This is a genomic window from Brevibacillus sp. NSP2.1 (genome assembly GCF_000470975.2).
Classification (GTDB): Bacteria; Bacillota; Bacilli; order Brevibacillales; family Brevibacillaceae; genus Brevibacillus; species Brevibacillus agri.
The window spans coordinates 3,233,824-3,259,744 of record NZ_CP048274.1 but is presented as its reverse complement, the minus strand read 5'-3'; the positions used below and the strand labels follow the sequence as shown (position 1 = coordinate 3,259,744).

Here is a 25,921-nt window from a genome sequence, read left to right as displayed (position 1 = left end):
AGGAGGAGACGAGACATGCTGAAATCCGAACGAGCAAAAGTGACCATTCAATGTAATGTATGTGGAGAAAAATTTACCCTCCGTGGCCGCAGGGAACCGGGCGGGCAAGTGGAAACGGGATTCAAGCAATGCTTGTGCGACAACGACCAGCATTTTCGCATTGACGAATCGTAAACAAACGAATAACAAACGGTACAAAAAGACCGATGCCAAGCCGCATCGGTCTTTTTGTGCTGGAAGCCTCTGGGGCTTGCGCCTTCTGGCGGATTTGCATGCATAATCCATTCTTCCTCCACTAACACTATGCAAAGATTTCAATTCATGCCAAGGAGGATTTTCGCCGTGCAAAAAATCTGGATCGCAAGTTTGTTGATCTTGTTTGGAGTGGCAGGCTTTGGCGGGTACGAGCTTTTCTCCAGCAAAAAAAGCGCTGCGGCCGCACGGGAAGTACAGATAGCTGCACCGGCAAACGAGAAGCAGTCAAAGGCAAAAGCGAGCTTTCATCCTTCGCGCATATCGGAGAATGACCTGAAGCTGATGGCCAATGCAGTGTACGGAGAGGCCAGGGGCGAGCCGTTCGAAGGCCAGGTGGCGATCGCGGCCGTCATTTTAAACCGCGTCAAAAGCCCATCTTTTCCTGACACGCCATCTGCGGTCATTTTCGAGCCGCGCGCGTTTACGGCTGTAGCGGACGGCCAGATTTGGCTGACCCCCAATGAAAGTGCGCGCAAGGCTGTGAAAAACGCCCTGAACGGGTGGGACCCGTCGGGAGGCTGCACCTACTATTTCAATCCGGAAACGGCGACATCCAAATGGATTTGGAGCAGGCCGCAAGTCAAAAAAATCGGGAAGCACATCTTCTGCAGGTAACGGCTATTTAAAAAGAAGAAAAGGAGTGGCAAGGGATGGTATATGGAGCAACGGCGCGTGTCTTGTTTCCCATCGCTCTGGTTGCCTTGGTAGGCGCGGGGATGTGGGGCTACCAGGAGCACAACGAAAAAAACTCGGTTTTGATTAAGGCAGAGAACTCGTATCAGCGGGCTTTTCACGATCTGACCTATCACATAGACAAATTGCATGACGAACTCGGAAAATCTTTGGTGGTCAACTCCCGGCGGCAAATGACGCCGACCTTGACCAATGTATGGCGGCTCGCCTATGCGGCGCAGTCGGACGTGGGCCAGCTTCCGTTGACCTTGATGCCTTTCAACAATACAGAGGAGATGCTGTCACGGGTCGCCGATTTTTCGTATCGGGTCGCTGTGCGCGATCTGGACAAGGAGCCGCTTAGCGACAAGGAATACGGCACGTTGAAAAGCTTGCACAAGCAGGCCAAGGACATCCAGGACCAGCTTCGCAACGTCCAGGCCAACGTCATCGACAAACAGCTTCGCTGGATGGATGTGGAGACGGCGCTCGCTTCCGACGACAAAAAATCGGACAACACGATTGTCGACGGGTTTCAGACGATCGAGAAAAAAGTGCAGGAGTTTCCCGATTTGGATTGGGGAGTCGGCATCCAGAGCCTGGACAAGAAAAAGCAGCAGCGAATCCAGGGGATCGACGGCAAGCCAGCCACTCCGGAGGACGCGAAGAAAAGCGCACTGGAATTTTTGCGCCTGAACGCGCAGGACGCCAAGGTGGAGGTAGATGAAAACGGCAAAGGCCAAACCTACACGGCGTACAGCGTCCGCGTCACTCCCAATGGGCAAAAGGCCGCGATTAACCTCGATGTGACAAAGCGCGGCGGCAAAGTCGTCTGGATGATGAGCGAGCGCGAGATTGGGGAAGAGAAGCTCGACATGAAGCAAGCGCAGGAGCGGGGCGAGGAATTTTTGCGCAAGCATGGCTTTGAAAACATGATCGTCTCCGAGATTGACAGCTACGACCGCAATGCCCTCTTTACGTTCGTGCCCGTCCAGGACGGCGTCCGCATTTACCCGGATTCGGTGACGATTGAGATTGCGCTGGACAACGGGGAAGTAACAGCGTTCAACTCGACCGAATACTTGTTTAACCACAAACGACGCATCCTGTCCAAGCCGCGCATCTCCAAAGAAGAAGCGCGCAAAAAAGTGAATCCGAGCGTGAAGGTTACGAACGAACGACTGGCGCTGATCGAAGGGAAAAACGACGGCAAGGAAGTTTTGACCTGGGAGCTGACCGGCAGCTTTGAAGGAAATTCGTACATGGTGTACATCAACGCGATGAATGGCGACGAGGAAGAAGTCGTGAAAATGGAGACGGGCGAAGACCAGGACAATCAGCAATAGGCACACGAAAAAATCAAGGGGAAAGCTGAATTTGACGGCTTTCCCTATTTGCTGATTGGAAAGAAAAGAGTATATAATGGGTGGGTGAGAGGGAAAAGGAGGAACATTTGCTATTATGATGCTTCCACGAGTAGGACAAACCATACGACTTCAGTTCACGGGTTCCTCTGAAGACGAGCAGGGCATGGAGGCCTTTAAAAGCCGCATAACCGACATGACAGAAGAGCTGGCTTCCATTGAGTTGCCAACCAGTGAAAGCACGGGGCGGACTGGCGTGTTCCGGCCTGGGACAAGCTGTCTGGTCTGGTATGTAGGCGAAGACGGGTCCCGCTATGAATTTCAGTCTTCCATCGTCAGCAGGGAGAGCGGGCACATCCCTGTCTTGCTGTTGCAACTGCCGAAAAAAGAAGAGATCGTGCGGACGCAACGGCGCAACTACTTGCGAATCGAAACCGCGCTGGACATCGCTGTCAAGCATCAGGACCCGATGCGACGCTATCATTTTTTGGCGAGAACCATCGACATCAGCGGTGGCGGCTTGTCTTTCACTTGCGATGAGTCTTATCGTCTGCGCGAAAAAGACGTGCTGCAAGTCTGGATCGCACTGCCGAGCAAAAACGGACAGGTCCAGCACGCCTTCGCCGAGCTGGAGGTCGTCAGACAAAAGGCGCCGGAAGAGAAGGGCTTGCACCAGTGGATATCGGGAAAATTTACGAATATTAGCGAACAGGATCGGGTAAAAGTGGTTCGGGCGTGTTACGAAAGACAACTAGAGCTTCGCAAAAAAGGCGTCGAGGATTGACGCTTTTCCGAAAAGGAAGTGACCCCAGTGACCAGTCAGTACGACGAGCGTTTTCGCCGATTTTCCAGACGGGTAGAGAAAGGCATCTTGATTGGAATTGCGGCTTGCGCCATCGCGCTGACAGCCGGAGAGATTCTGATTCAATACGTTCCGGCTCGCGTTTTCCTGATCGAGACAGAACGCTTGGAAGGCGTGTCAGACAAGCCCTAAAGGTTTGCGCATGCTTCCATACTATGGTACTATTATAAATAACATAGAAAACGGTCAGGGGCGTTTTCGTAGACCGCGCGCGGTCGCCACGTGTTTTTCACCACATGAATGGGAAAGGGCTTCGGGCAGAAGCTTTTCTTGTTTTACTCCCTTTCTGAACTACTGTACATAGCAGGTGAGAAGTAATGAACATAGCGATTGATGGACCTGCGGGAGCAGGGAAAAGCACGGTTGCACAGAAGGTAGCAAGGCAACTGGAATACGTCTACATCGACACCGGGGCCATGTACCGCGCTCTCGCTTGGGCTGTTTCTTCCGGGCAGATTCCGATCGGCGACGAGCCTGCTGTTTCCGAACTTTTGAAAAACAACAAGATTGGTCTGGTTCGGCAAGCTGGACAGCAGCGTGTGTTCTGGAACGAGCTCGATGTGACGGACCTGATTCGTTCGCCAGAGGTCAGTCAGTACGCCTCGATTGTCGCGAGCTACGGTTCCGTTCGCGAACAGATGCTGGTGTTGCAGCGAGAGCTGGCGAAGCAAGGAAACGTGGTCATGGACGGCAGAGATATCGGAACGCATGTCCTGCCTGACGCCGAGGTGAAAATTTTTCTGACGGCCTCCATCCGCGAGCGAGCAGAACGCAGATGGAAAGAACTGCGGGAAAAAGGAACCGAGACAGACCTGGCTGAGCTGGAAAAAGAAATAGAGGAGCGAGATCGCCGGGACATGCAAAGAGAGGTGGCTCCCTTGCGCCAGGCGGACGATGCCGTGCTGGTCGACACTACGGGGATGACCATCGACCAGGTCGTAGACCACATCCTGCAAATCTGCGAACGAACGGGAGAGTCGGCCAAGTGACCTATTACCGTTTATTCCGCGGAATATTCCGCATCATATTTTCGCTTGTCTTCCGTTGGCAAGTGATTGGGCGTGAACATATACCTAAGGAAGGCCCGGTGATTTTGTGCGCCAATCACATTTCGCTCTGGGACCCGCCGCTGCTCGGTTCTGGAATCGAGCGCCAGGTGCACTTCATGGCCAAGGAAGAGCTGTTTAAAATTCCGCTCTTATCTTTTCTTATTACGAAATTCGGCGCTTTCCCTGTCAAGCGGGGCGCGGGTGATCGGGCGGCGATCCGCACGACGCTCAAACTGCTTGAAGATGGAAAAATCTTTGGAATTTTTCCCGAGGGAACCCGCAGCAAAACCGGCGAACCGGGAGAAGCGATGCCAGGGGTGGCGATGTTTGCCCTCAAATCGCAGGCAGCGGTCATTCCGGTAGCGATTATCGGGCCGTATCGGGCGTTTCGTCCGATCAAGATCGTCTACGGCAAGCCGATCGATCTCACCAGCTTGCGCGAAGCCAAGTCCGGCTCCGATGTGCTGAAGGAGACGAGCGATTTAATCATGGCCCGCATCAAGGAATTGCGCGACCAGCATCTTCCCTAAGTCCGGTATAGAATCGACAAAGGGACAAATACTACATTTGCTGGAACTTACTGGCTACGTCAGTGCTAACTGCCAGCCTTCGGGCGACAGTAAAAAATATACTTGCTCCCGCTTCGTGTAATATGGTTGGTACACAACCTGTACATAGATGGTCTGGGACTCGATGGTATTCAAGGAGGTTTTTTGGATGATGGATGAAACAAACGTAAGCTTGACGGATGCAACAACGATTTCTGTGGGGGATGTCGTAAAAGCGACTGTAACCAAAGTCGAAGACAAACAGGCTCTCGTGGATGTAGGCTACAAATACGATGGCCTGATCCCGATCAGCGAACTGTCTCCTCTGCATGTGGAAAAAGTGTCTGACGTCGTTGCGGTTGGCGACACGTTTGAAGTAAAAGTAATCAAGCTCAACGATGAAAAAGAAGAGCTTGTCGTTTCCAAAAAAGCGGTTGCGATGGAATCTTCCTGGGCTGAACTGGAGCAAAAAATGCAGTCAGGCGAGATCATCGAGGCGACAGTCAAGGAAGTCGTCAAAGGCGGTCTGGTCGTAGATGTAGGGGTTCGCGGCTTCATCCCTGCTTCTATGGTCGAGCGTCATTTTGTGGAGGATTTCTCCGATTACAAAGGCAAATCCTTGACATTGAAAGTAGTAGAGATGGACAAAGAGAAAAACAAAGTGATCCTCTCCCACAAAGCGGTTCTGGAAGAAGAAGCAAAAGCGAAAAAACAGTCCGTACTGGATCAAATCCAGGTGGGTCAAGTGCTGGAAGGCACTGTGCAACGCATGACCGACTTCGGCGTATTCGTGGACATCGGCGGGGTAGACGGCCTGGTGCACGTATCCGAGCTGGCTTGGAACCGCGTAGAAAAGCCATCTGACGTCGTAAAAGAAGGCGACAAGGTACAAGTGAAAGTGCTCAAAATCGACCGCGAAAACGAGCGCATCGGCCTCAGCATCAAAGAAACCCAGGCAGGTCCTTGGGCAAAGGTTGCCGAAGAGTTTAAAGCAGGCTCGATCACAACGGGTACAGTGAAACGCCTCGTTTCCTTCGGTGCTTTTGTCGAAGTGGCACCTGGAATTGAAGGGCTTGTGCACATCTCGCAAATCGCGAATCGTCGCGTGAACACGCCTGGCGAAGTGCTCAAGGAAGGCCAGGAAGTGCAAGTGAAAATTCTCGATGTGGTTCCACAAGAGCAGCGCATCAGCTTGAGCATCCGCGCGGTAGAAGAAGATCGCGCCGAGCAGGCAGAGCGCGCAAGCAAGCGTGAACAGCAACAATTCACGCAAGAAAACAATCAGCCAATGGGTGTAACGCTTGGTGAACTGTTCGCGGATCTGAAAGACAAGTTCAAGTAAGCGAGACAGACGGGAAAAATAAGGGGGTACGCTCTTGCGTATCCCTTTTTACTTGGCTGTGGCCAAAGCTACAAGGGGATAAAAGGTTTGTCGGGAGGGAAGACGCGTGGATCGTTCGCAACGAAAGCTTGACCATATTCGCCATGCACTGGCAACGGCCGAAACCGGTACAAACAGCTTTGATGACGTCAGCTTTGTGCCGAATAGCCTGCCGAATATCGGCTACGAACAGACAAGGCTCGATACGGAGTTTGCTTCTTTTCGCCTGCCGTCTCCGCTCATTATCAACGCGATGACAGGCGGAGCGGAAGCGACAACGCAGATTAATCAGAAGCTTGCGATCATTGCCAGGGAGCGCCAACTGGCGATGGCCGTCGGTTCGCAGATGGCCGCGCTGCGCGACCCGTCTGTCGCCGCGAGCTACCAGATTGTGCGCAAAGAAAATCCGCACGGCATCGTCTGGGCGAATGTCGGGGCGGAAGCGACAGTGGAGCAAGCGCAGGCAGCGGTAGAAATGCTTGCGGCAGACGGCTTGCAAATTCACCTGAATGTGATGCAGGAGCTGTTGATGCCCGAAGGAGATCGCGATTTCAGCGGCTATTTGGAGCGGATCCAGCGCATCCAGGAGAGCGTCGACGTCCCGGTGATCGTCAAAGAGGTCGGATTCGGGATGGCGAAGGAAACGATGCTCAAGCTGACCGCAGCCGGGATCAAAAGCATCGACGTGGGCGGCAGAGGCGGAACGAATTTTGCCAAAGTGGAAAACAAAAGGAGCGCTCACCCGCTGTCCATGTTTGAGGATTGGGGCTTTACGACCGTCGAGAGCCTGCTGGAAGCAGACCGCGATATACACGCGCAAGCATCTGTCATGGCGACGGGAGGAGCGCGGCACGGACTGGACGTGATAAAAGCGGTCTGCCTGGGAGCTTCGGCTGTCGGCGTGGCGGGTGCGCTATTGCGCGTCGTGCACGCGCACCCGATCGAAGAATGCCTGGCGGAAGTAGACGGCTGGCATCACCAGATTCGCGTGGCGATGACGGCGCTCGGGCTTGTGCAGCTCGCAGATGGCGTCAACACCCCGCTGTTGATAACAGGCAAAACAGCGGAGCGCGCCCGTCTGCGCGGGAGAGCAGTGGAGGAATGGGCAGAGCGGCGCTGACTAACGGACGAGCCATTCATGAAAGGCGGACGCTTGAGGCATACTTTGGGGAGACAACCATCATTTTGAGGAGATGAACATGAACGAGGGAACCATTGCGATCCTCATCCAGTGGTCTTTGCTTTGTCTTGTCTGGATGGGGAGCTTTGACTCGCAACTGCGGGAAATGGGCATGGAGAGAAGGCGCGTGCTCGCCGTTCTTTGTGCGTTTCTGATTTGCTCCTTTGTCAGTTGGACATTGTTTTTCGCCCCGATTCAGGTAAGTCTCAGCGGAACGTTGCTGCCCTTTTTCGCAAGCGCGATCTTTTATGCACGGCTCCCAAAAGCAGGCCGAAGACTGTATGTGCTCGGCGCGACGGGGGTTGCCGTCATGGTTTTCTGGCTGCGCTGGCTGTTTTTTTCCGACCCGATCCTGTTGATTTGGGACGAGCGGGTGATCGTGCCGGGAATTAGCGTCGCGATCACGCTTGCGACGAGCAGGCTTATGGCCGTCCGGCTGTTTCTGCTCATGCTGGCGCTGCCGCTGGCGGATGCGCTCTACGCGCTCTATTTTTGGCGGGCGTCCGGAGCGTGCAGCCTGGGAACGGATTACGCGCAAGACCTGTTGTGGAGCGGCATTTCGTTGCTGGGGCTTATCAGTATGCTCTGGACTGCCATTCGTCGGCTTTTCGGACGGAGGGAGGCAGAGCCTTCCCATTCCGATACTGGTAGGTGATCGCGCTTGTTTAAAGAGTTGTTGGCCAATGAGTTTGTCGTTCCGTTGACGATCGGGTTCGTCTTCGGGATCATGTGCCGAATCCATCTGCTGCGGACGGATTATCGCCAATATCCGACGTATCCGCACGGAAAAATCATTCATGTCTCGCTCGGGGTGATCGCCTCGGCCCTGGGCGCTTTGGCTGTGCCGGCACTGTTGAAGGAAAACTATACGGCCGTGACGTTTTTGACCGTGGCCGCCCAGCAGTTCCGCGACGTGCGCAACATGGAGCGGACGACCTTGACGGAGATTGACAAGCTAGAGCTGGTACCGCGCGGCGGTCCGTACATCGAAGGGATCGCCATGGTGTTCGAAGGGCGCAACTACATGGTCATTTTCACCTCCCTCGTCGCCGCGACAGCGACCATTTTGTTCAACTGGTGGGGCGGCATCATCGCGGGGGTGATCGCCCTTGTCATTTCGCGCAAGCTGCGCTCCGGGAAGACGCTGTCGCTGATCGCAGACACGAGTCCGGCAGAGGTGAGAGTGGACGGAAAAGACTTGTACGTAGGCGACATTTACATCATGAACGTCGGCCTGGAAGACGCGCAAAAGGTCATCCGCGAGCACGGAGTCGGCTTTATTTTGACCCCGAAGGATGCCAACGCCAAAGTGACGATCGCCCATCCCGGCCAGCGCCAGGCGATTTTGCATGATGTAGCGACCCAGCTCGGCGTGTACACCGATACAGGGGAGCCTTCCTTGACGCCACTGGTAAAACGCGACCTGCAATCCGGCAGGCTCGGCGTCTTCCTTTTGCCGCAGGAAAAAGATGCCGAGCGGGGCAAAGCCGTCATTGATGCGGTGCCGATTTTAGAGAGCGTCTTCCGGATGCCGCAGAAGACGAAATTAGTCAAAAAGGAGCTGTAGATCATGACCGGGACGATTTTGGCCGTGATTACCGTGAACAGGGAAGGCATCGCGGGCGGCGCGCCGATTTTCATCGAGCCGACACATGAGAAGATGCAGCAGACGGCTTTCACGCTGGAAAAGATTTTGGACGCCATGGTGCACGAGGTAAGCCCTGATACCCTTATCGTTGTTCGCCACAAGTAGTGTATGGTATGATTAGCTAGTCAAAACGTAAATGAGAGAGAGTGTTGTTGATTATGGGATTACCTGTGGTAGCCATTGTGGGGAGACCCAACGTGGGCAAGTCCACGATTTTTAACAGACTGGTCGGCGAGCGCATCGCGATCGTGGAGGATATGCCGGGAGTAACCCGTGACCGCCTGTACGGAAAAGGAGAATGGCTGACCCATACCTTCCACGTGATTGATACGGGCGGGATTGAGTTTGGCGAGACCGATGAAATTCTCACGCAAATGCGTTACCAGGCGGAGCTGGCGATTGATGAGGCTAACGTCATCATCATGATCGCCGACAGCCGGACAGGCGTGACAGACGCTGACGTGGAGCTGGCCCGGATGCTGAACCGCACCGGAAAGCCAGTCGTGCTCGCAGTAAACAAAGCGGACAACCCGGACATGCGTGCCGATATTTACGACTTTTATTCGCTTGGCTTGGGTGAACCGTTCCCGATCTCAGGCAGCCATGGCCTTGGCCTGGGAGACATGCTGGAGGAAGTGGTCCGGCATTTTCCTGCCGAAGACGACGAGGAGCGGAAAGAGGACGTCATTCGCGTGTCCATTATCGGCCGTCCGAACGTCGGGAAGTCGTCCTTGACGAATGCGCTGCTCGGCGAAGAGCGCGTCATTGTGAGCGACGTCGCGGGCACAACGCGGGATGCGATCGACACGCCGTTTGAGCGGGATGGACAGAGCTACGTTCTCGTCGATACCGCCGGGATGCGCAAGCGCGGGAAAGTGTACGAGACGACGGAAAAATACAGCGTCATGCGCGCGATGCGTTCCATTGAGGACAGCGATGTCGTGCTCGTCGTCATCAACGGGGAAGAAGGCATCATCGAGCAAGACAAAAAAATTGCCGGCTATGCGCACGAGGCAGGCCGCGGCGTAATTATTATCGTCAACAAGTGGGATGCCGTTGAAAAAGACGACAAGACGATGCGGCGCTTCACAGAGCTGATTCGCGAGGAGTTCAAATATCTGGACTACGCGCCGATTCTGTACGTCTCGGCGAAGTCGAAGCAGCGCGTTCACACGATCCTGCCGAAAGTCAACGAGGTCGCGCAAGCACACGCCATGCGCATTCCGACCTCCGTCCTCAACGATATCGTAACGGATGCGACGATTCGCACACCGCCGCCGTCTGACAGAGGAAAGCGACTGAAAATCAACTACGCGACACAAGCGACAGTCAAGCCTCCCACGTTCATTTTGTTCGTGAACGATCCGGAGCTTATGCATTTCTCCTATGAGCGTTATATAGAGAACAAGATCCGTGAAGCGTTTGTCTTTGAAGGTACGCCTGTTCGCATATGGACGCGGAAAAAAACGTAGGGAGAGGAAACCGCCATGGTGTTAGTAGCCTGGGTGCTCAGCTATTTGATCGGTTCAATTAGCTTCAGCTATCTGATCGCCAAAAAAGTTGCAGGAATTGACATTCGCTCACATGGCAGCGGGAACGCAGGGGCGACCAATACGCTTCGCGTGCTGGGAAAAGGTCCGGGTATCGCCGTGCTGATTCTTGATGCATTAAAAGGATTGGCGGCGATGGGAATAACACACCTCATGACAGGTGATCCCGCTGCCTATGCAGTGGCGGGCCTGTTTGTCATCGCAGGGCACAACTGGCCGATCTACTTTGGCTTTCGCGGGGGAAAGGGCATTGCGACCACGCTCGGCGTGGTGCTCGGCTTCTCTCCCCTGGCCTTTTTGATTGCAGCGGTACTGGCCGTGCTGGTCATTGCGATTACCCGATACGTCTCGCTCGGATCGCTTGTGCTGGTTACGGCTATTCCTGTTTCCCTTTATCTGTTGGACAAACCGATTTCCTTTTTTTGGACAAGTTTGGTAATCGCTGTGTTTGCGTATGTTCGCCATTATAATAATATCCGCAATCTTCTCGCAGGAAACGAACGGAAATTGGGAGATAAGTCCAATCGCAAGCTGGGATAGGTCTGAATCGTTCTTACGAAAAAGACTGGAATGATGGAGGGGGATCTATTGAGAAAAGAGGTTACAGTAGTCGGTGCGGGTAGCTGGGGAACGGCGCTCGCTTCCGTTCTGGCGGAAAACGGCCATCAGGTTACGCTGTGGGTACGCGATCCCAAGCTGGCAGATGAAGTGAACAGCAAGCATACGAACGCCAAATATTTGCCTGAGGCCAAGCTGGCCGAGAGCATTGTCGCCACGACGGATATCCAGGCGGCCGTTTCCGACAAACCGATCGTGCTGCTGGCCGTTCCGTCGCACGCGATGCGGCAAATTTGCAGGCAGTTGGCTCCGTTTTTACATAAGGATGTGCTTTTGATCCATGCGACCAAAGGCTTTGAGCTGGAAAGCCTGAAGCGAATGTCAGAGGTCATCATGGAAGAAATCCCGCCCGAAATTTCCGGCAAGCTCGCTGTCCTGTCCGGACCGAGCCACGCGGAAGAAGTAGTCCGCAGGCAGCCGACGACAGTGGTGGTTGCGTCAGAAGCGGAGGAGAGCATGCTCCGCGCGCAGGACCTGTTGATGAACGCCAATTTTCGCGTCTACACCAACCATGATCTGATCGGGGCGGAAATTGCCGGCGCGCTGAAAAACATCATTGCGCTCGGAGCGGGCATGTCAGACGGCCTCGGATTTGGCGACAACGCGAAAGCGGCGCTTTTGACCCGCGGACTTGCGGAAATCAGCCGCCTCGGCATCAAACTGGGCGCCTTGCCGCTTACGTTCTCGGGGCTTGCGGGCGTCGGCGACCTGATCGTGACGTGCACCAGCCGCCATAGCCGCAACTGGCGGGCAGGCTTCATGCTGGGCCAAGGCAAAAAGCTCGACGACGCTCTGGAGCAGATGGGGATGGTCGTCGAGGGCGTGCGCACGACTCACGCGGCACACGCCCTGGCACAGCGCGAACAGGTCGAGATGCCGATTACGTCGGTGCTGTACGGCATTTTGTTCGAAGGAAAAGAGCCGCGCCAAGGGGTAGAAGAGCTGATGGGCCGAGGGAAGACGTTCGAGATGGGCTACCTGAACCCGGACGGAAGCATAGAAGCATAGGCGAAGCTTTTCACACATGTAGGCTCCTGCACATACGATAGGGTGAAAGCCCAGGTGCAGGAGGAGATCAAAGGATGAACAACAATCTTTCTAAGCGTTTTTTGGAGCGTTTGCAAGGAAAAGCTGCAGAAAAGGTCGACGAGGGGAAACTGCGTTCCCTTGCCAGCCAGGTAAAGCGCAGCGACTTCGAGGATGAGGCAAAGCTGCGGCAAATCCTCCAGACGCTCGCGACCATGAGCGGGAAAAAGCTCAACGCCGAAAAGGAAGACAAGATCATCGAGATGTTCCGCAACAAAGAAATCAATTTGAATGACATGTCTTCCTTGTCCAAGCTGCTCAAATGAGAGAAATGGGCGATTATGCCCGTTACCTGCTGTCAAAAGCATCATACAGTAAAACTAGGAACAATCATGGCTCTACAGGGACATGGCTGACCTACAGATACCAAGAAAAAAAGAGGGATCTCATCCCTCTTTTTTTCGTTGCTTGCTCGTGCCGCTCACCGTTTGCGTCAGCAGGTTTTGCACCAAGGGCGATTGCAAGAGGCCCAGGATTTGCCCGATGTCGATGTTGCCCAGCGGATTGCCTCCGCCGCTTCCTGCCGCTGCACTGGATTCCTGTGGAGCCTCTTCTGCGCGGACCGCTTCCCTGCCTTTTACGTTCTCCTTCGCTGCGCCGGCATTGCCTTTTCGTCTGGTCGAGACGGGCTTTTCTGCGGCCGCTTCAGGTTCGGCTGTGCGCTTGCCCAGGTTCTCGATGATCTCCATTGCTCCGTACAGCGTATCCATCGTTTCCTCTACCTGGCGAATCGTGCTGCTGATCCCTTTGATGTTGCTGCGCATTTTGGACACAGACGATCGCAGGTCGACGGCGGGAATGATTTTTTTCGGGCTGATGGCCAATGATACGTCGGCCGCTTGGTCGCTCAGTTTTCTGCTCGGTATGGGAGCGTACGGGTTCCGCCACTTGCGTCCATTTACTTTGCTGTTCAACATTCATCCCTCCCATGGGCGAATTCATCAGAATAGTCTATGCGAACGTCCAGATGGAGGTTCACAACATCAGACGAGAGCTGGGAAGTATGGTATAATGAAGCAAAAAATGCAAAGGATGCTGCAAGAAAGATGTATATTGATCCTATGACCAAGATGAACATTTCGCTGCTGGCGATTGGGCTGATGTTCGTCTGCAATTTGCTGATGATCTTTGCCAGAAAAATGACAAATGCGCTTGTCAGGTTTCTCGTGAAGACTTGCGCTTTCTTGTTACTGATCGCAGTGTTTGTCATGATTTTGATCGTGATTTTTGTCTAAGGAGGAGAAAGGATGTCGCAGTTGACGCTGATTACGCGTGCAGGAACCCACGAACTGCCGGTGGAGCTGAACGAAACGGTGGTCGCGATGGCCAAAAACCACAAGGTGACGTGGGGACATGCCTGCCAGAGAGGCGTATGCGCCCAATGCCGCACGCTGGTTGTGGAGGGAGCTTCATTCCTCAACGAGATCACCAGCGAAGAAAAACTGCGCCTGCGCAAAGCCGAGCGGGCAGAAGGATTCAGACTCGGCTGCCAAATCAGGATCGTCGGGCAAGGAGATGTGAAGCTTGCCCATCGACCGTATTAAAAAGGAGTGACGACATGGGGAAGGTAACTTTTCTTCCCAGTAACAAAAGCGTGAAGGCCAGGGCAGGACAGACGCTTGTCAGCGTGGCTGGCAATGCCCGGATCGTGATCCCGCAAAGGTGCGGCGGCCACGCATCCTGTCTGATGTGCCGCGTCGTCGTGGAGAGCGGCGAGCTGGTGGCTCCGACCGCGCTGGAGCTGCGAAAAATGCCGGAGCAGGACTTGCGGCAGGGGATACGCCTGGCCTGTCAGGCGAAGACGACGCACGGCGACTGTACGGTCCGCATACCGGAGAGCCGCTTGAAATCGGTCGTGGCTGCCGCGCTGGAGCGGCAACGCATGGAAAATGAAGAATGAGGGTTTGAGGTGTACATAAGATGTGGCAATCATGGCGTAAAACCTTCAAGCTGACGATGAGCTTGAGCATCCTTTCCGTTCTGCTGTCCGGATGTTTGTATCCGGAAGAGCGAAAGGCGGAAAACCAGGTTCCCATCGCGTTTTTTCTCGAAGCGGCGCAAAAAGGAATCGAACAATTCCAAAAAGATACGTCTGTGCTGCCGATCGTGACGAAGCCGCTGGATACTCCCATTTTTGAGAAATACGAGATTGATTTTCGCAAAATGATTCCGAAATACATCCCGGATGTTCCCGGAAACGCTTTTGAAAAGGGCGGGATTTACAAATACGTCCTGATTGACGTGGAGACGAAGCCGACTGTCAAGCTGATCCATCTGGGGGCCGTCAGCACGGTTGCCGACGTGCAAAGCGCGGTGGACCGCTACCGCGGCTACTTCAACAAGCTGCCTGTTCAGGCCGATCTGGGCAATGGCTACTACTCGATCGACCATGCCGAAATCGGCGTGAAAACATGGCAGGTGCCGTCCACCATGGGCAATTATTTGCTGCCGCTGGTCATGAACGCAGACGGGCAGGTCGGGATCGACTACGCGGCAGATATCGCGACGATGCTGCGCGAAAACAAAGCGACTGTCACGCCCAATACAGACCCGAGATACGTCCTCGCGCGCGCCTCGATGTTTGTGCCGGCCAAATCGTTCCCGTACGAGCTGGTAGACGGCGAGCCGAGGCTGCTCAAAATCAAATAGCGGACACAAAAAACAACTCTTGCCGGAGTTGTTTTTTTTGTTCTAGTTGGTCCAGCCGCACATATACTTGTACTGTCCACGAAACTAGTACGAGATTCCCTACGAAAATACTGACGGTCAGGGATAATTCGGAAAATCGGTCATAGTGTAAAAATAGACAAATAGAAGGAGGTCATCGATGGTGGAACGAGTCGACATCTTTAAAGACATTGCCGAACGGACGGGCGGAGACATCTACCTCGGGGTAGTGGGCCCTGTTCGTACGGGAAAGTCGACCTTTATTAAACGGTTTATGGAGCAGGTCGTCATCCCGAATATCCAGTCAGAAGCAGAGCGGATTCGCGCTACAGATGAACTGCCGCAGAGCGCTTCCGGCCGAACAATTATGACGACAGAGCCTAAATTTGTTCCGAACCAGGCCGTAAACGTACATGTAACAGAAGGACTCAGCATTAACGTCCGCCTCGTTGACTGCGTTGGCTATACGGTTCAGGGGGCAAAAGGCTTCGAGGATGATAACGGTCCCCGGATGGTGAACACTCCGTGGTATGAGGAGCCGGTTCCTTTCGAGGAAGCAGCAGAAGTCGGAACGCGCAAAGTCATCCAGGAGCACTCGACCATCGGGATCGTCGTCACGACAGATGGCAGCATCGCGGAAATCCCGCGTGTAGGATACATCGACGCGGAGGAACGGGTCGTCAATGAGCTGAAGGAAGTGGGCAAACCGTTTGTCATCGTGGTCAACTCGACGCGCCCGCGCTCGGACGAAGCGCAAAACTTGCGCGTGCAGCTTCAGGAAAAGTACGACGTGCCCGTCGTGGCCTTGTCCGTCGACCACATGACGGAGCAGGAAATTCTCCTCCTGATGCGAGAAGTGCTGTTCGAGTTCCCTGTGCACGAAGTAAACGTCAATCTGCCTAGCTGGGTCATGGTGCTGGAAAACGGTCACTGGCTCCGTCAGAACTATGAAGAAGCCGTACGTGAAACCGTGCAGGATATTCGCCGGTTGCGCGACGTGGACCGCGTCGTCGGTTTCTTCAATGACTATGACTTCGTGGAGCGGGCGTCTCTGGCAGGCATGCATATGGGCCAAGGGATCGCCGAAATCGACCTGTTCGCGCCGGATGAACTGTATGATCGCATCCTGATGGAGATCGTCGGTGTCGAGATCAACGGCAAAGATCATTTGCTGAAAATCATGCAGGAGTTCGCCCACGCCAAGCGCGAGTACGATCAGGTAGCGGAAGCCTTGCATATGGTGCGCAGTACGGGCTACGGAATCGCTGCTCCGTCGCTGCATGAGATGACCTTGGACGAACCTGAGCTGATTCGCCAGGGACCGCGCTTCGGGGTCAGGCTGAAAGCGACCGCGCCGTCGATCCACATGATCCGCGTGGACGTCGAATCCGAGTTTGCGCCGATTATCGGAACCGAGAAGCAGAGCGAAGAGCTCGTCCGCTACTTGATGCAGGACTTCGACAAAGACCCGCTGTCGATCTGGAATTCGGACATTTTCGGTCGTTCGCTGCACTCCATCGTGAGAGAGGGCATCCAGGCGAAGATCACCATGATGCCGGACAATGCCCGCTACAAACTGCAGGAAACATTGGGCCGAATCATCAACGAAGGCTCTGGCGGTCTGATTGCGATCATACTTTAAGGACTAGGTAAATAGACCTAGACAATTGATTCTAAAAGGGGGCTCCCGGTGTGACGGGATGCCTTTTTTTCTTGTATTTCGTTCAATTTCGACAGGAGGGGCTTGAATTTAAGAAATCGGTGTATTACTATAAGCTTGTCAGATCGGTAAATACCACCAATCGTGTATAAAACGCTTCGTTTCGGTTAAGAAAAATAATAGCTAGGACTTGGTGTTCTTTGAGGGGAGGTGAATAAAATGAACAAAACAGAATTGATTGCAAAAGTGGCGGAAACCACTGAACTCACCAAGAAAGATGCAACAAAAGCAGTTGACGCTGTTCTCGATGCAATTGCTGATGCATTGAAAACTGGTGATAAAGTCCAACTGATCGGCTTTGGTAACTTCGAAGTTCGTGAGCGCGCGGCTCGTAAAGGTCGTAACCCACAAACAGGTGAAGAGATCGAAATCGCTTCCAGCAAAGTACCTGCGTTTAAACCAGGTAAACAACTCAAAGACTCCATCAAGTAGTTGTTTCTTTTGAGAACGAAGCACTTACATAAAAAAATCCACATTGATTGCAATGTGGATTTTTTTTAACGTCTGGGGATGACCCGACGCGATCACCTCCCGGGAGCAGGCTTCAATCAAAATGTTTATCGGCGCTTGAGCCCCATACATACAGTTGTCTTGTCAGATGTTTTTGTTTTTTTGAAGCGGGTATGGTAAGATTGGCTTGGCTTGTTTGTGCGCACGGAAGCATGACAATCGGATCAGGATAAGGCCAGCCAGAGAAGCTGTCGCTTCTAGGGAAAGAGGCCGCTATGTAGGAGGTACGAATGTATGAACGTTGATTTGGATAAAATTCAACAGGCTGTCCGCATGATTCTGGAGGCGGTAGGCGATAATCCCGACCGGGAAGGGCTGCTGGATACTCCCAAGCGCGTTGCGAAAATGTATGCCGAAGTATTCGAGGGCATGCACATAAACGAAGAGCAGTACTTCGAGACGGTGTTTAGCGAAGATCACGAAGAAATGGTTCTGGTCAAGGACATCCCGTTCTACTCGATGTGCGAACACCATCTGGTTCCGTTTTTCGGCAAGGCGCATGTCGCCTACGTTCCGCGCGGCGGGCGTGTCGTAGGCTTGAGCAAGCTGGCGCGCGCGGTCGACACCGTGGCGAAGCGTCCGCAGCTTCAGGAGCGAATTACGACAACGATTGCCGACTCCATCGTTCGCAAGCTCGATCCGCACGGCGTGATCGTCGTGGTGGAGGCAGAGCACATGTGCATGACGATGCGCGGCGTGAAGAAGCCTGGCTCGAAAACCGTCACCTCTGCGGTGCGCGGCATGTTTGAAAAAGACGCAGCCGCTCGTGCGGAAGTGTTCAGCCTCATCCGTTCCTAGCGTCCCGCTGGTATGCAGTCAACGCGTGCGAAGATGAAAATTACGGCATTTTCTATTGACACTGTAGGTAAAATATTGTAAAGTACAGATGTACAGTCGGGATGTGGCGCAGCCCGGTAGCGCGCACCCTTGGGGTGGACAGGCGCGGAGCTTTGAAAGCCCATACACCTAAAAACCTTACAACCACAAGTCGTTTCGAGATTTTTTGAAAACGAAAAAGGTTGTAGTCATTGACAGACACGATATTGCTCATATGAACCACTACCTTAATGTATCGAAAAAATTGAGGGAGTGGTTTTTTTATGTTACTTAAATTTGCCGTCAAAGATTTTATGGAGGACAGGGAACTAAAGAATATTTCCTCCTACACGCTTGACCGATACACAAGAACGCTGAATGAATTTCATGAGTTTTGTGTTAAGGATGAAATTGTTAATGCCGAACAGGTAACGAATAATACAATCAAGAAATACTTGCTTTATTGCCAGAACGAGAAGGGGAACAATCCGACAACCAAAAATTCCAAGCTAAGAGTATTGAAATCATTTTTCAATTATTTGGTGGAGAGCAATTACATCGACGAAAAGTTGAATCCATCGAAGAAGGTCAATTACGCTCGTGAGGACATAAAAATTGAGGTATTCAACGATTACCACATCAAGCAAATGCTGAGTTACTACAGAAAGATAAAAGACCAGTCAAAATCGTTTTATTCCATTAGGGACTACACTTTGATTTTGTTTCTCCTGTCAACAGGTTGCAGATTAGGTGAAGTCAGTAATCTGAAATGGAATGATGTCGATTTAGTAAATCAAGTGGCTACCGTCTTTGGTAAAAAGCGTGAAATGTCCAGTATTCCACTCGTTGATAAAATCATTAAAGAACTGATGGAGTTTAAGTTGTATTGTGAGAAGCATTTTAAAGGACAGGTGTGTGAATGCTAATCAAAAAGTTGACCATTTTTGGAGCAAACGCTCATCTTCGAGTTGACCACCTACGATGCTTTTTTTCACACAAAGTAGCATTTTATTTCCTGCACCAAGGATCGTCAAGGATAAAGGGTAAACCCCTTGCTACGCAAGCCCTTGACGATCCTTGGCTCAGTAAAAACATTTGCAATTAGGTGTGAAAATGATGACGTGTGCTCAAACTGTCAGGTGGGTAACTTTATGATGAGCAAAGTGGTCAACATTTTGGTGAGCGTTCACACAGGTGGAGTACGTCTTTCCGAATCATGACAACAGTCAGCTTACGCCAAACGCCATAAAGTGTATTTTCAAGCGACTTCAAAAGGTGATGGATTTTAAGGATGTTCGGCTATCAGCTCATACATTCCGTCATACAATGGCTCATCGAATGATAATGAACGGAGCGGATGTTTTCACTCTTCAAAAGATGTTGCGTCATACGGATTTGGACATGAGTAAGAAATACCTGGCTTTGTGGGGAACTGCATTGAAGGAGCAGAATGACAAATACAATCCATTGAACCATTTAGAGGTCTGAGGAAGAACGGGAAAAAACAATTGAACGCATGAGGGCTTCCAGAAGGCTTTCTAAGCCTGTTTTATAGTGGGGGAGGGGGAATGCCTGTCCTTGTAGCTAGACAGCCATACAGGGCGAAAATGAGCGTTTGACAATGGGTGGTTAAACCGTTGTGTTAGAATATGAAAACGAAGTTCTAAAACGTAAAAAGGGAGATGTTATTTATCTCCCTTTTTACGTTCCCCACTCGTGGCTGTATTGAACTACCTTTGTGCCCGTCTGGATGTTATCTGGACTAAGCGTTGGAGAAGTTATTACGAGTGCAGTTAGCAAGCTAAACACCGTTAATCCTTTAGCTAGGAACTTCATTTCTCACACCTCCACAAGATAATCTTGTACATTTTACATTATATTTCCAATAGTTTAGCTTGTCAAACTTGTAAATTATTGGATAAATGTGAGGGGGTTACTATTACATATCAGGGGGCTATTTGATGGAAAACGTAGTCAAAGAATCTCATCTAATCTTACAACACATTATCAACAACATAGAAGAAAATAAGTGGGAAGAAGCAAGAAAGCAGTTTGATGGTTTGGATGCAGAGCAAATTGAAGTCGAAGACAAGAGCATGTATTGGTGGGTTAGCGCCCGTTTAAACCACCGAAGTCAGAACTTTCCTGTAGCAGAAAAGCAATACCTTCTAAGTGCTTCGTTTGCCAAAAATGCTTTTGAAGAGACGAATAATGCCACGGACTATGTTAGGGTATTGTCTTCTCTCGGCTTATTCTATTCACAGACAGGCGAGGCAATTAAAGCTGTGCCACAACTTATGTTGGCAACCCAATTACTTGACAGACACGCAATCGGAGGTGTATTAAAAGTTCTCACCTACTATGCGAAGGGTGTGACACACGGAGTTTTGGAAGAGTATGTTTCTGCTTTGGAATGGTTGAAACGTGCAGAAGAATTAAATTCTTCACTGAATCTTCTATTTTATTGTGCAGATATACTAATCATCCAAGGTATATGCTATCACAAGCTATCAAGGTATGAAGAAGCTGAAACAAGTTTTCTTAAAGTGCTAGACATTCTAAAGGTGCTTCCAGATGAAAAGCTAGAAGCAGTTCTCGACCACAACTTAGGAATGCTTTACAGAAGAACAGGTCGATATGAAGAAGCATTAGAACACCTACACTCTGCACTCGAACTGCACCAAGAAGCAGACAGAAAACACTCCATTAAGAATACCACCCTAGAACTAGCAAAAGTGTACCGTTTAATTGGGCAGATAGAGGAATCAAAACGTCTTTGTTACAAGGTGATTGATGATTGCACTACGGATGAATTATTAGCAGAAACACAATATGCCCTTGCGGAGACGCTTTATTCTGACAAGCAGTACGATGATGCTCTCAAAAATGCAAAGCTTGCATTGGAATACTTCAAACAAGAAAAGAATAAATTTGAAGACTATCTGATTAAAACCTACGAAGTCCTATTAAAGATATATGAGAAAAAAGATTCATGAGCATGAGAGGTGAGATACAATCACCTCACTTTTTGTTTGGGGGGACTGTAAAATATTTTGTGTAAACTCTCATTCCACATTCCATTACAATGAAACAAAGTGAGGTTGAGAGAACACATGGGACTCATTCCAAAAGACCAGCTGCGCCAACTTATCAAAGAACACAACTTGCAAACCATGGAGGATGTTCAAAAAGCCCTGAAGGACATTTTTGCAGAAACACTGCAAGAAATGTTGGAGGCCGAATTGGATACCGAATTGGGCTATGCCAAGCATGACAGCAAGCAGAAGCAGACGAAAAACAGTCGGAACGGCTATAGCAAAAAAACGGTTACGTCTGAGTATGGGGAGTTGGATCTCACGATTCCCCGTGATCGTCTTGGAGAATTTGAACCTGCGATTGTCAAGAAACACCAGAGACATGTAACGGGTATTGAAGATCAAATCGTCTCTATGTACGCCAAAGGCATGAGCACACGGGATATTCAGGATCATTTGCACAATCTGTATGGACTTGAGGTATCCCCGACCCTTATCTCCAACGTAACAGCTAAACTGTTACCTCTTATCAAGGAATGGCAAAATCGCCCGCTGCAAAGCGTGTATTCCGTTGTTTTCATGGATGCCATTCATTTTAAGGTAAAACAGGACGGGCAAATTATCAGCAAAGCCGCCTATATGGTCATTGGCATTGATTTGGAAGGTTATAAGGACGTTCTTGGCATCTGGATCGGAGAAAACGAGTCAGCCAAGTTCTGGCTACATGTGTTGACGGATCTGAAAAATCGTGGCGTTCAGGACATTTTGATTATCTGTGTAGACAATTTAAAAGGCTTCAGCGAAGCCATTGCAGCCAGCTATCCGCAAACGGAGGTTCAAAAATGTATCATCCACCAGATCCGCAATTCCATCAAATATGTGTCGTACAAGGATTTGAAGAAGATTACTACGGCCTTGCGTCCGATCTATACGGCCCCAACGGAAGAGGCGGCTCTCCTGGAATTGGATCAATTTGAGGAGACCTGGGGAAAACAGTATCCCCTGATTGTCCGGTCGTGGCGGAGTAACTGGGATGAACTGGCGACCTTTTTCAAGTACTCCCCTGAGTTGCGCAAGCTCATCTATACAACGAATATGATCGAAAGCTACCATCGACAACTCCGGAAGGTGACAAAGGGAAAAAGTATCTTTCCGACGGATGAATCGCTACTCAAAATGCTATATTTGGCGACGATGGATGTCATTCGGAAGTGGACAGGGCGGGTCCAAAATTGGGGGCAAATCCTTCTCCAGTTGACTGTACATTTCCCAGAACGGGTACAGATTCGATGAAGGGCTTTACATGGAGGGGCGGGCATGATAGGCTACTTTGCCTTGCGATGGTGTGAACTTCTCCATCGCCCAATCGCAAGAACTCATGCCCGCCAGTGGCTCCATGTCAAGCCCGACATATGAAGCATCGTTTTCACGTTTACACAAAAATCTTGACAGACTCTGTTTGGGGGAAAGGTAATGTATTTATCTGTATCAGCTTAGTACAAGCTGGATGGTTGCATTAAAGTAAAATGGGCAGGGAGCGACCCTGCCCATTTTACTGACCTACTCGTTATTCAATGCGATTATCCCAACTCCAAAACCTATTACCTTGACTAACAATGAGTCTACTAAGCCATGTTTCAAAGCCTACTGGAAGCTCTGTAACTTCCCCAACTCCGATGATAATTATATAGTCTTCTCTACCATTTTTTACTTTCTCACTGTCGATATACATATACTCGCCATGTCCGTAAAAAGTACCTACATGATACCAGCTAGGAGGGTAGGTTTTATCTCTACTAGCGTGATACTGCATTATTTCTTCGATTGAGTGTATAAAAATCTGATGCGTTTCACTTATAAACAAGCCAGCCCCGTTGTGGATTGACAAAAATTCCTTGTAGCTGTCAGGCAATACCCACCCCGTTTTGTCTGTAAAGGATTCGATTTCTTCTTTAGATACTGGCTCATTCCACTGAAACTCCACATCAATCAAATCACCAGTATATTCTTCCTGAATGAGTGTGTAGCCTTTGGATAGTCTAACCTTCAATGCATCCAATATTGGCACTATATCTGGTTTCATGAGACTTCCCTCCAAAAGCGAACGCATAATGTGGTACATCTTACTGACATTTTATTTTTCAACTGCAACATAAAACAAGGCAGGTTGCAAACCTTGCCCTGTTACTCTTCGTGGGATATTTTGGAAATAGTTACAGTCTCAAAATATAAATTCCTCATCTCATCTTCTTGTATACTTGGTTTAAGTTCTTTAAACCAAACTGCTTCTAAATCCTCATCATTAAGTACGTTTCCTCTCCGAAGGGACAAACCCAATTTAGGAAAGGTATATGAGTAGCCTAAAGAAGCATTTTCATTTCTATCATACGGTGAAATCTTTAAACTCACTAACGTTGCATAAACATAAAAGTAATGAACGGAACTACCTTTAGGTTGATGTTCCGTTCATTTAAAGAGTTTTTGGAATAATTAGGGATTACACTTTATTTTGTTGTTTTAGCAATGGACAAGGTTCTGTCTGTTTTAGCTTGCGAGCTAGGCTATTTATACTCTTTCATAAATTCTGCAAGCTTTGCAAAATTACCTTGATTACGCATACCCTCAAACATTTGAGAAACTGATTCTCTTGTTAGCTGAAAGTTTGCAACCAAAGTGGTAATTATCAACTCATGAGTTATCTCAGGAGCATCAAGTATATGCACAAACTCTGGTGCTGTTTGACGTATTTTCCTGTCATAATCTTCGACAATCTTCTCATGGGTCAGTTTATCTGAAATCAAATAAAGTAGGATGTTTAGTTTGGATTCTTGCTCAGATGTTAGATTTTGCTCTAAAAACCAATCATAGTAGGTAAATTCCTGACTCAATCTGATTCCCCCTTGGTGATTTAACTAAGCAACGAACCAGAGCAACCAATCGACCGCAACAACAATTTCCTCGATTGTACCAGGGGAGAGTTTTGTATTCTCTCTTAGGAAGTTTCTTACTTGGTCTTTTACATAAGAAATAGCGTATTCTTCCGCTTCATCCCACCCTTTGCAAAGGTCGTCCAAGAAGTCCGCAATATTATCAGCCCATCTGCCGAATGCTCTAGCGGCAGTTGGGGAAAGCTTTGATATTGCTTTCTCTAGGGCATATCCGCCATTTCTAATATAACTAGCGGCTAATTCTACACCTTCTTTTGTTATCTTCGTTTTCCAACCATAAGGCTCTACTTGTTGCGTCCCAACCTCAAAATTTGGTCCTGCTGTTGTGTACTGTGTTGAAGGTGCGGCTGACGCTGAGACTGGAATTGCTAGAGATACAGCCAATACAGACGTAGACAAAAGGCTTAAAACAGCTTTTTTGAAGAGTCTAAGCATAACAATACCTCCTATATATGCGTTATATTGCATTTATAGAGCTCTTCACCATTAAACGTGCTTGATCTTCCTCTAGCGTAGTTTTTCACTTTTTTATATGGCTGGTTTACACTCCAGCCGAATTCGAATCTTGAACCGCTCGATGTTGCGATACCCATAGGCTCGTCGCTTGATGACTTTCACTTTGTTGTGTGTCCCTTCAATCGGAGCATTTGTAACTCGAAACGAAAAATAATTCTGAACCGACTGTCGCCATTGAACGATTGTTTTTGCAATCGAACGGACGGCAGAGGTGGGAGATGTGAGGTGCTCGGTTATCCATTGTTGGAGTGCTTCTTTTCCCGACTCTTCTGTCTGAGCTGCATATACCGTTCTCATGTGCTGAAGAGCGTTGTAAAGGCGTTCCAAATGGGGATCTTGAGCGAACCAGGCTTTCAATTCCTCCTGTTCCTCAGGTTTCAGTTTATCAGGAGGTGTGTGGAGCAGACGTTGTTCATGTCTACCCCGGCGATGAGTTCCCCGCGAACGGGTACGTTTACGAGCAGCTTCTAACGATTTGGAGAAGAGCTGAATGACGTGGAACTTGTCCGCTACTACCGTGGCATCCTTCCAAACACCGCGAACCGTCTCAGCCATTCCAGGAGCCAAGTCTGTCACAACAACCTGTGGAGGCGTAGCAAAGGGCCAGTTCATGAGAGCCTGACGAACCTGCTCACGTGAACGCCCTTCTGTAACCTGCCAGATATGCCCGCTTTGTGCATCCATGAGGTTGACACCGTACTTGTGTCCTTTTTGGAGAGCAAACTCGTCCAGACAGACCATAGTAGGCGTAAGATGATCTTGGGGCTTAGCGAGAAGCTGAGGAGCCAGTTGGTAATACCACCGTTCCAATGTCGTATAGCAGATTCCGAGTTGTTTGGAAACGCTAAGCAAATCCCTCTTCTGACACAACTCAACGGCCATTTGACGAAACGCAAAAGTAGCCGTTCCTCGATAGGGAATTCCATCCCATTCGAGAGTCCAGGTGATCTGGCAATCGTGGCAACGTTGTCGATATACAGGAACACGTACCCAGACAGTACCCCATGAAGGAATAAAGCGGTGACGAAGAAGACGGTACCCTGGGCGAGCATGATTGGTGCTCTCTTTCAGGCAGAGAGGACACAGATGAGAGGCTGGAGTGAGAGTCACTACCCAATCGGTTTCAGTCGTTTTGTCCCAATGGGAAAGTTGAAACGATGGAAGGCCGATTAAGTCTGTGGTAAACTGGTTAGACAACGTAGATTTCCTCCTATCTTGTGATGGTCAGGACAACTTTCACGATAGAGGAACATCTACGTTTTTTCAATGTCTAGCACGGGTTATGGTGATGAATCATTTATAGTTTATTTTGGGAGAATTTGGTTGTAAATAGGACTAACGTCACATGTTATCTAACTATAATAAGAGGTTGACAATTAGGTTTTAGATTTAAGCGTAAAAAAAGACAGGAACAAACCTGTCTTCAAACAATCAGAACCATTAATTTGAATCTGTACACGGTGAATTTCATTTGTGCTTAGTTTTGAGCGCGAATG

At 50.2% G+C, this 25,921-nt stretch carries 31 protein-coding genes and 1 pseudogene; 27 read left to right on the top strand and 5 right to left on the bottom strand.

The window, feature by feature from the left end; all coding sequences use genetic code 11:
• Positions 1–15: 15 nt before the first annotated feature.
• The 16 genes from M655_RS15735 (at position 16) to M655_RS15660 (ending at position 12,479) form a co-directional block, all read left to right on the top strand.
• Positions 16–174, top strand: a complete 159-nt coding sequence (locus tag M655_RS15735; RefSeq protein ID WP_005831362.1) for a hypothetical protein — start codon at positions 16–18, stop codon at positions 172–174.
• Positions 175–372: 198 nt separating this feature from the next.
• Entirely contained in the window at positions 373–870 is a 498-nt protein-coding gene (locus M655_RS15730) for a cell wall hydrolase (RefSeq protein ID WP_369750406.1), read from the top strand.
• Between the two features lie 35 nt (positions 871–905).
• Positions 906–2,273, top strand: coding sequence for a germination protein YpeB (ypeB, locus tag M655_RS15725; protein ID WP_025843784.1), 1,368 nt, complete (start codon positions 906–908; stop codon positions 2,271–2,273).
• A 184-nt stretch (positions 2,274–2,457) separates the two neighbouring features.
• The gene (locus M655_RS15720) at positions 2,458–3,075 is read left to right on the top strand and encodes a flagellar brake protein (protein WP_235694604.1); all 618 of its coding nucleotides are present in this window, start codon (positions 2,458–2,460) and stop codon (positions 3,073–3,075) included.
• 27 nt (positions 3,076–3,102) lie between these two features.
• On the top strand, positions 3,103–3,285 hold the full coding sequence (locus M655_RS15715; protein WP_005831352.1) for a hypothetical protein: 183 nt from the start codon (positions 3,103–3,105) through the stop codon (positions 3,283–3,285).
• 185 nt (positions 3,286–3,470) lie between these two features.
• The gene (gene cmk, locus M655_RS15710; RefSeq protein ID WP_025843785.1) at positions 3,471–4,142 is read left to right on the top strand and encodes a (d)CMP kinase; all 672 of its coding nucleotides are present in this window, start codon (positions 3,471–3,473) and stop codon (positions 4,140–4,142) included.
• Positions 4,139–4,732, top strand: coding sequence for a lysophospholipid acyltransferase family protein (locus M655_RS15705; protein WP_007785466.1), 594 nt, complete (start codon positions 4,139–4,141; stop codon positions 4,730–4,732). The genes cmk and M655_RS15705 overlap by 4 nt, the downstream gene beginning before the upstream one ends.
• Positions 4,733–4,919: 187 nt before the next feature.
• Entirely contained in the window at positions 4,920–6,092 is a 1,173-nt protein-coding gene (rpsA, locus tag M655_RS15700) for a 30S ribosomal protein S1 (protein WP_005831346.1), read from the top strand.
• A 106-nt stretch (positions 6,093–6,198) separates the two neighbouring features.
• The gene (fni, locus tag M655_RS15695) at positions 6,199–7,251 is read left to right on the top strand and encodes a type 2 isopentenyl-diphosphate Delta-isomerase (protein ID WP_026557085.1); all 1,053 of its coding nucleotides are present in this window, start codon (positions 6,199–6,201) and stop codon (positions 7,249–7,251) included.
• A 79-nt stretch (positions 7,252–7,330) separates the two neighbouring features.
• On the top strand, positions 7,331–7,966 hold the full coding sequence (locus M655_RS15690; protein WP_007785463.1) for a YphA family membrane protein: 636 nt from the start codon (positions 7,331–7,333) through the stop codon (positions 7,964–7,966).
• Positions 7,967–7,972: 6 nt separating this feature from the next.
• Positions 7,973–8,878, top strand: a complete 906-nt coding sequence (locus M655_RS15685; protein ID WP_007785462.1) for a YIEGIA family protein — start codon at positions 7,973–7,975, stop codon at positions 8,876–8,878.
• A 3-nt stretch (positions 8,879–8,881) separates the two neighbouring features.
• The gene (locus M655_RS15680) at positions 8,882–9,064 is read left to right on the top strand and encodes a capping complex subunit for YIEGIA (protein WP_005831338.1); all 183 of its coding nucleotides are present in this window, start codon (positions 8,882–8,884) and stop codon (positions 9,062–9,064) included.
• A gap of 53 nt (positions 9,065–9,117) precedes the next feature.
• Entirely contained in the window at positions 9,118–10,431 is a 1,314-nt protein-coding gene (gene der / locus M655_RS15675; RefSeq protein WP_005831336.1) for a ribosome biogenesis GTPase Der, read from the top strand.
• Positions 10,432–10,446: 15 nt separating this feature from the next.
• Entirely contained in the window at positions 10,447–11,049 is a 603-nt protein-coding gene (gene plsY, locus M655_RS15670; protein ID WP_005831334.1) for a glycerol-3-phosphate 1-O-acyltransferase PlsY, read from the top strand.
• A gap of 48 nt (positions 11,050–11,097) precedes the next feature.
• Positions 11,098–12,135: an NAD(P)H-dependent glycerol-3-phosphate dehydrogenase gene (locus M655_RS15665; RefSeq protein WP_007785459.1), complete on the top strand. Its 1,038-nt coding sequence runs from the start codon at positions 11,098–11,100 to the stop codon at positions 12,133–12,135.
• Between the two features lie 74 nt (positions 12,136–12,209).
• Positions 12,210–12,479, top strand: a complete 270-nt coding sequence (locus M655_RS15660) for a stage VI sporulation protein F (RefSeq protein ID WP_005831329.1) — start codon at positions 12,210–12,212, stop codon at positions 12,477–12,479.
• A gap of 120 nt (positions 12,480–12,599) precedes the next feature.
• Here M655_RS15660 and M655_RS15655 read toward each other — a convergent pair whose 3' ends face one another.
• Positions 12,600–13,130, bottom strand: a complete 531-nt coding sequence (locus tag M655_RS15655; protein ID WP_005831327.1) for a hypothetical protein — start codon at positions 13,128–13,130, stop codon at positions 12,600–12,602.
• Between the two features lie 129 nt (positions 13,131–13,259).
• Between M655_RS15655 and M655_RS15650 the strand changes: the two genes are divergently transcribed.
• From M655_RS15650 to M655_RS15600, 11 genes and pseudogenes are all read left to right on the top strand, one after another.
• Positions 13,260–13,448, top strand: a complete 189-nt coding sequence (locus M655_RS15650; RefSeq protein WP_005831325.1) for a DUF2768 family protein — start codon at positions 13,260–13,262, stop codon at positions 13,446–13,448.
• A 12-nt stretch (positions 13,449–13,460) separates the two neighbouring features.
• The gene (locus tag M655_RS15645) at positions 13,461–13,757 is read left to right on the top strand and encodes a 2Fe-2S iron-sulfur cluster-binding protein (protein WP_005831323.1); all 297 of its coding nucleotides are present in this window, start codon (positions 13,461–13,463) and stop codon (positions 13,755–13,757) included.
• Positions 13,758–13,771: 14 nt separating this feature from the next.
• Positions 13,772–14,113: a 2Fe-2S iron-sulfur cluster-binding protein gene (locus M655_RS15640; protein ID WP_005831321.1), complete on the top strand. Its 342-nt coding sequence runs from the start codon at positions 13,772–13,774 to the stop codon at positions 14,111–14,113.
• A gap of 20 nt (positions 14,114–14,133) precedes the next feature.
• Positions 14,134–14,862 (top strand): YphF family lipoprotein, encoded by a 729-nt coding sequence (locus M655_RS15635; protein ID WP_026557087.1) that lies wholly within the window; start codon positions 14,134–14,136, stop codon positions 14,860–14,862.
• 181 nt (positions 14,863–15,043) lie between these two features.
• Positions 15,044–16,522, top strand: coding sequence for a stage IV sporulation protein A (gene spoIVA / locus M655_RS15630; protein WP_005831318.1), 1,479 nt, complete (start codon positions 15,044–15,046; stop codon positions 16,520–16,522).
• Between the two features lie 237 nt (positions 16,523–16,759).
• Positions 16,760–17,032, top strand: coding sequence for a non-specific DNA-binding protein Hbs (gene hbs, locus M655_RS15625; RefSeq protein ID WP_005831316.1), 273 nt, complete (start codon positions 16,760–16,762; stop codon positions 17,030–17,032).
• Between the two features lie 312 nt (positions 17,033–17,344).
• The gene (folE, locus tag M655_RS15620) at positions 17,345–17,908 is read left to right on the top strand and encodes a GTP cyclohydrolase I FolE (protein WP_005831313.1); all 564 of its coding nucleotides are present in this window, start codon (positions 17,345–17,347) and stop codon (positions 17,906–17,908) included.
• Positions 17,909–18,210: 302 nt separating this feature from the next.
• On the top strand, positions 18,211–18,852 hold the full coding sequence (locus tag M655_RS15615; RefSeq protein ID WP_026557088.1) for a tyrosine-type recombinase/integrase: 642 nt from the start codon (positions 18,211–18,213) through the stop codon (positions 18,850–18,852).
• Between the two features lie 271 nt (positions 18,853–19,123).
• Positions 19,124–19,414: pseudogene (locus M655_RS15610) on the top strand (tyrosine-type recombinase/integrase); the annotation flags it as partial.
• 473 nt (positions 19,415–19,887) lie between these two features.
• The gene (locus M655_RS15605) at positions 19,888–20,922 is read left to right on the top strand and encodes a tetratricopeptide repeat protein (RefSeq protein WP_026557090.1); all 1,035 of its coding nucleotides are present in this window, start codon (positions 19,888–19,890) and stop codon (positions 20,920–20,922) included.
• Positions 20,923–21,039: 117 nt separating this feature from the next.
• Entirely contained in the window at positions 21,040–22,254 is a 1,215-nt protein-coding gene (locus tag M655_RS15600; RefSeq protein WP_122953491.1) for an IS256 family transposase, read from the top strand.
• Positions 22,255–22,528: 274 nt separating this feature from the next.
• Here M655_RS15600 and M655_RS15595 read toward each other — a convergent pair whose 3' ends face one another.
• The 4 genes from M655_RS15595 to M655_RS15580 form a co-directional block, all read right to left on the bottom strand.
• Entirely contained in the window at positions 22,529–23,044 is a 516-nt protein-coding gene (locus M655_RS15595; RefSeq protein ID WP_026557091.1) for an SMI1/KNR4 family protein, read from the bottom strand.
• A gap of 478 nt (positions 23,045–23,522) precedes the next feature.
• Entirely contained in the window at positions 23,523–23,849 is a 327-nt protein-coding gene (locus tag M655_RS15590) for a hypothetical protein (RefSeq protein ID WP_026557092.1), read from the bottom strand.
• Between the two features lie 24 nt (positions 23,850–23,873).
• The gene (locus tag M655_RS15585) at positions 23,874–24,344 is read right to left on the bottom strand and encodes a YqxI family protein (RefSeq protein ID WP_026557093.1); all 471 of its coding nucleotides are present in this window, start codon (positions 24,342–24,344) and stop codon (positions 23,874–23,876) included.
• A gap of 93 nt (positions 24,345–24,437) precedes the next feature.
• Entirely contained in the window at positions 24,438–25,622 is a 1,185-nt protein-coding gene (locus M655_RS15580; protein WP_286085838.1) for an ISL3 family transposase, read from the bottom strand.
• Positions 25,623–25,921 lie beyond the last annotated feature (299 nt).

Excerpts from the sequence above, each read along its gene's own strand:
- M655_RS15735 (WP_005831362.1), top strand. The coding sequence starts at position 16 with ATGCTGAAATCCGAACGAGCAAAAGTGACCATTCAATGTAATGTATGT.
- ypeB (WP_025843784.1), top strand. The coding sequence starts at position 906 with ATGGTATATGGAGCAACGGCGCGTGTCTTGTTTCCCATCGCTCTGGTT.
- M655_RS15720 (WP_235694604.1), top strand. The coding sequence starts at position 2,458 with ATGGAGGCCTTTAAAAGCCGCATAACCGACATGACAGAAGAGCTGGCT.
- cmk (WP_025843785.1), top strand. The coding sequence starts at position 3,471 with ATGAACATAGCGATTGATGGACCTGCGGGAGCAGGGAAAAGCACGGTT.
- rpsA (WP_005831346.1), top strand. The coding sequence starts at position 4,920 with ATGATGGATGAAACAAACGTAAGCTTGACGGATGCAACAACGATTTCT.
- M655_RS15690 (WP_007785463.1), top strand. The coding sequence starts at position 7,331 with ATGAACGAGGGAACCATTGCGATCCTCATCCAGTGGTCTTTGCTTTGT.
- M655_RS15680 (WP_005831338.1), top strand. The coding sequence starts at position 8,882 with ATGACCGGGACGATTTTGGCCGTGATTACCGTGAACAGGGAAGGCATC.
- der (WP_005831336.1), top strand. The coding sequence starts at position 9,118 with ATGGGATTACCTGTGGTAGCCATTGTGGGGAGACCCAACGTGGGCAAG.
- plsY (WP_005831334.1), top strand. The coding sequence starts at position 10,447 with ATGGTGTTAGTAGCCTGGGTGCTCAGCTATTTGATCGGTTCAATTAGC.
- M655_RS15660 (WP_005831329.1), top strand. The coding sequence starts at position 12,210 with ATGAACAACAATCTTTCTAAGCGTTTTTTGGAGCGTTTGCAAGGAAAA.
- M655_RS15655 (WP_005831327.1), bottom strand. The coding sequence starts at position 13,130 with ATGTTGAACAGCAAAGTAAATGGACGCAAGTGGCGGAACCCGTACGCT.
- M655_RS15650 (WP_005831325.1), top strand. The coding sequence starts at position 13,260 with ATGTATATTGATCCTATGACCAAGATGAACATTTCGCTGCTGGCGATT.
- M655_RS15645 (WP_005831323.1), top strand. The coding sequence starts at position 13,461 with ATGTCGCAGTTGACGCTGATTACGCGTGCAGGAACCCACGAACTGCCG.
- M655_RS15640 (WP_005831321.1), top strand. The coding sequence starts at position 13,772 with ATGGGGAAGGTAACTTTTCTTCCCAGTAACAAAAGCGTGAAGGCCAGG.
- M655_RS15635 (WP_026557087.1), top strand. The coding sequence starts at position 14,134 with ATGTGGCAATCATGGCGTAAAACCTTCAAGCTGACGATGAGCTTGAGC.
- hbs (WP_005831316.1), top strand. The coding sequence starts at position 16,760 with ATGAACAAAACAGAATTGATTGCAAAAGTGGCGGAAACCACTGAACTC.
- folE (WP_005831313.1), top strand. The coding sequence starts at position 17,345 with ATGAACGTTGATTTGGATAAAATTCAACAGGCTGTCCGCATGATTCTG.
- M655_RS15615 (WP_026557088.1), top strand. The coding sequence starts at position 18,211 with ATGTTACTTAAATTTGCCGTCAAAGATTTTATGGAGGACAGGGAACTA.
- M655_RS15605 (WP_026557090.1), top strand. The coding sequence starts at position 19,888 with ATGGAAAACGTAGTCAAAGAATCTCATCTAATCTTACAACACATTATC.
- M655_RS15600 (WP_122953491.1), top strand. The coding sequence starts at position 21,040 with ATGGGACTCATTCCAAAAGACCAGCTGCGCCAACTTATCAAAGAACAC.
- M655_RS15595 (WP_026557091.1), bottom strand. The coding sequence starts at position 23,044 with ATGAAACCAGATATAGTGCCAATATTGGATGCATTGAAGGTTAGACTA.
- M655_RS15585 (WP_026557093.1), bottom strand. The coding sequence starts at position 24,344 with ATGCTTAGACTCTTCAAAAAAGCTGTTTTAAGCCTTTTGTCTACGTCT.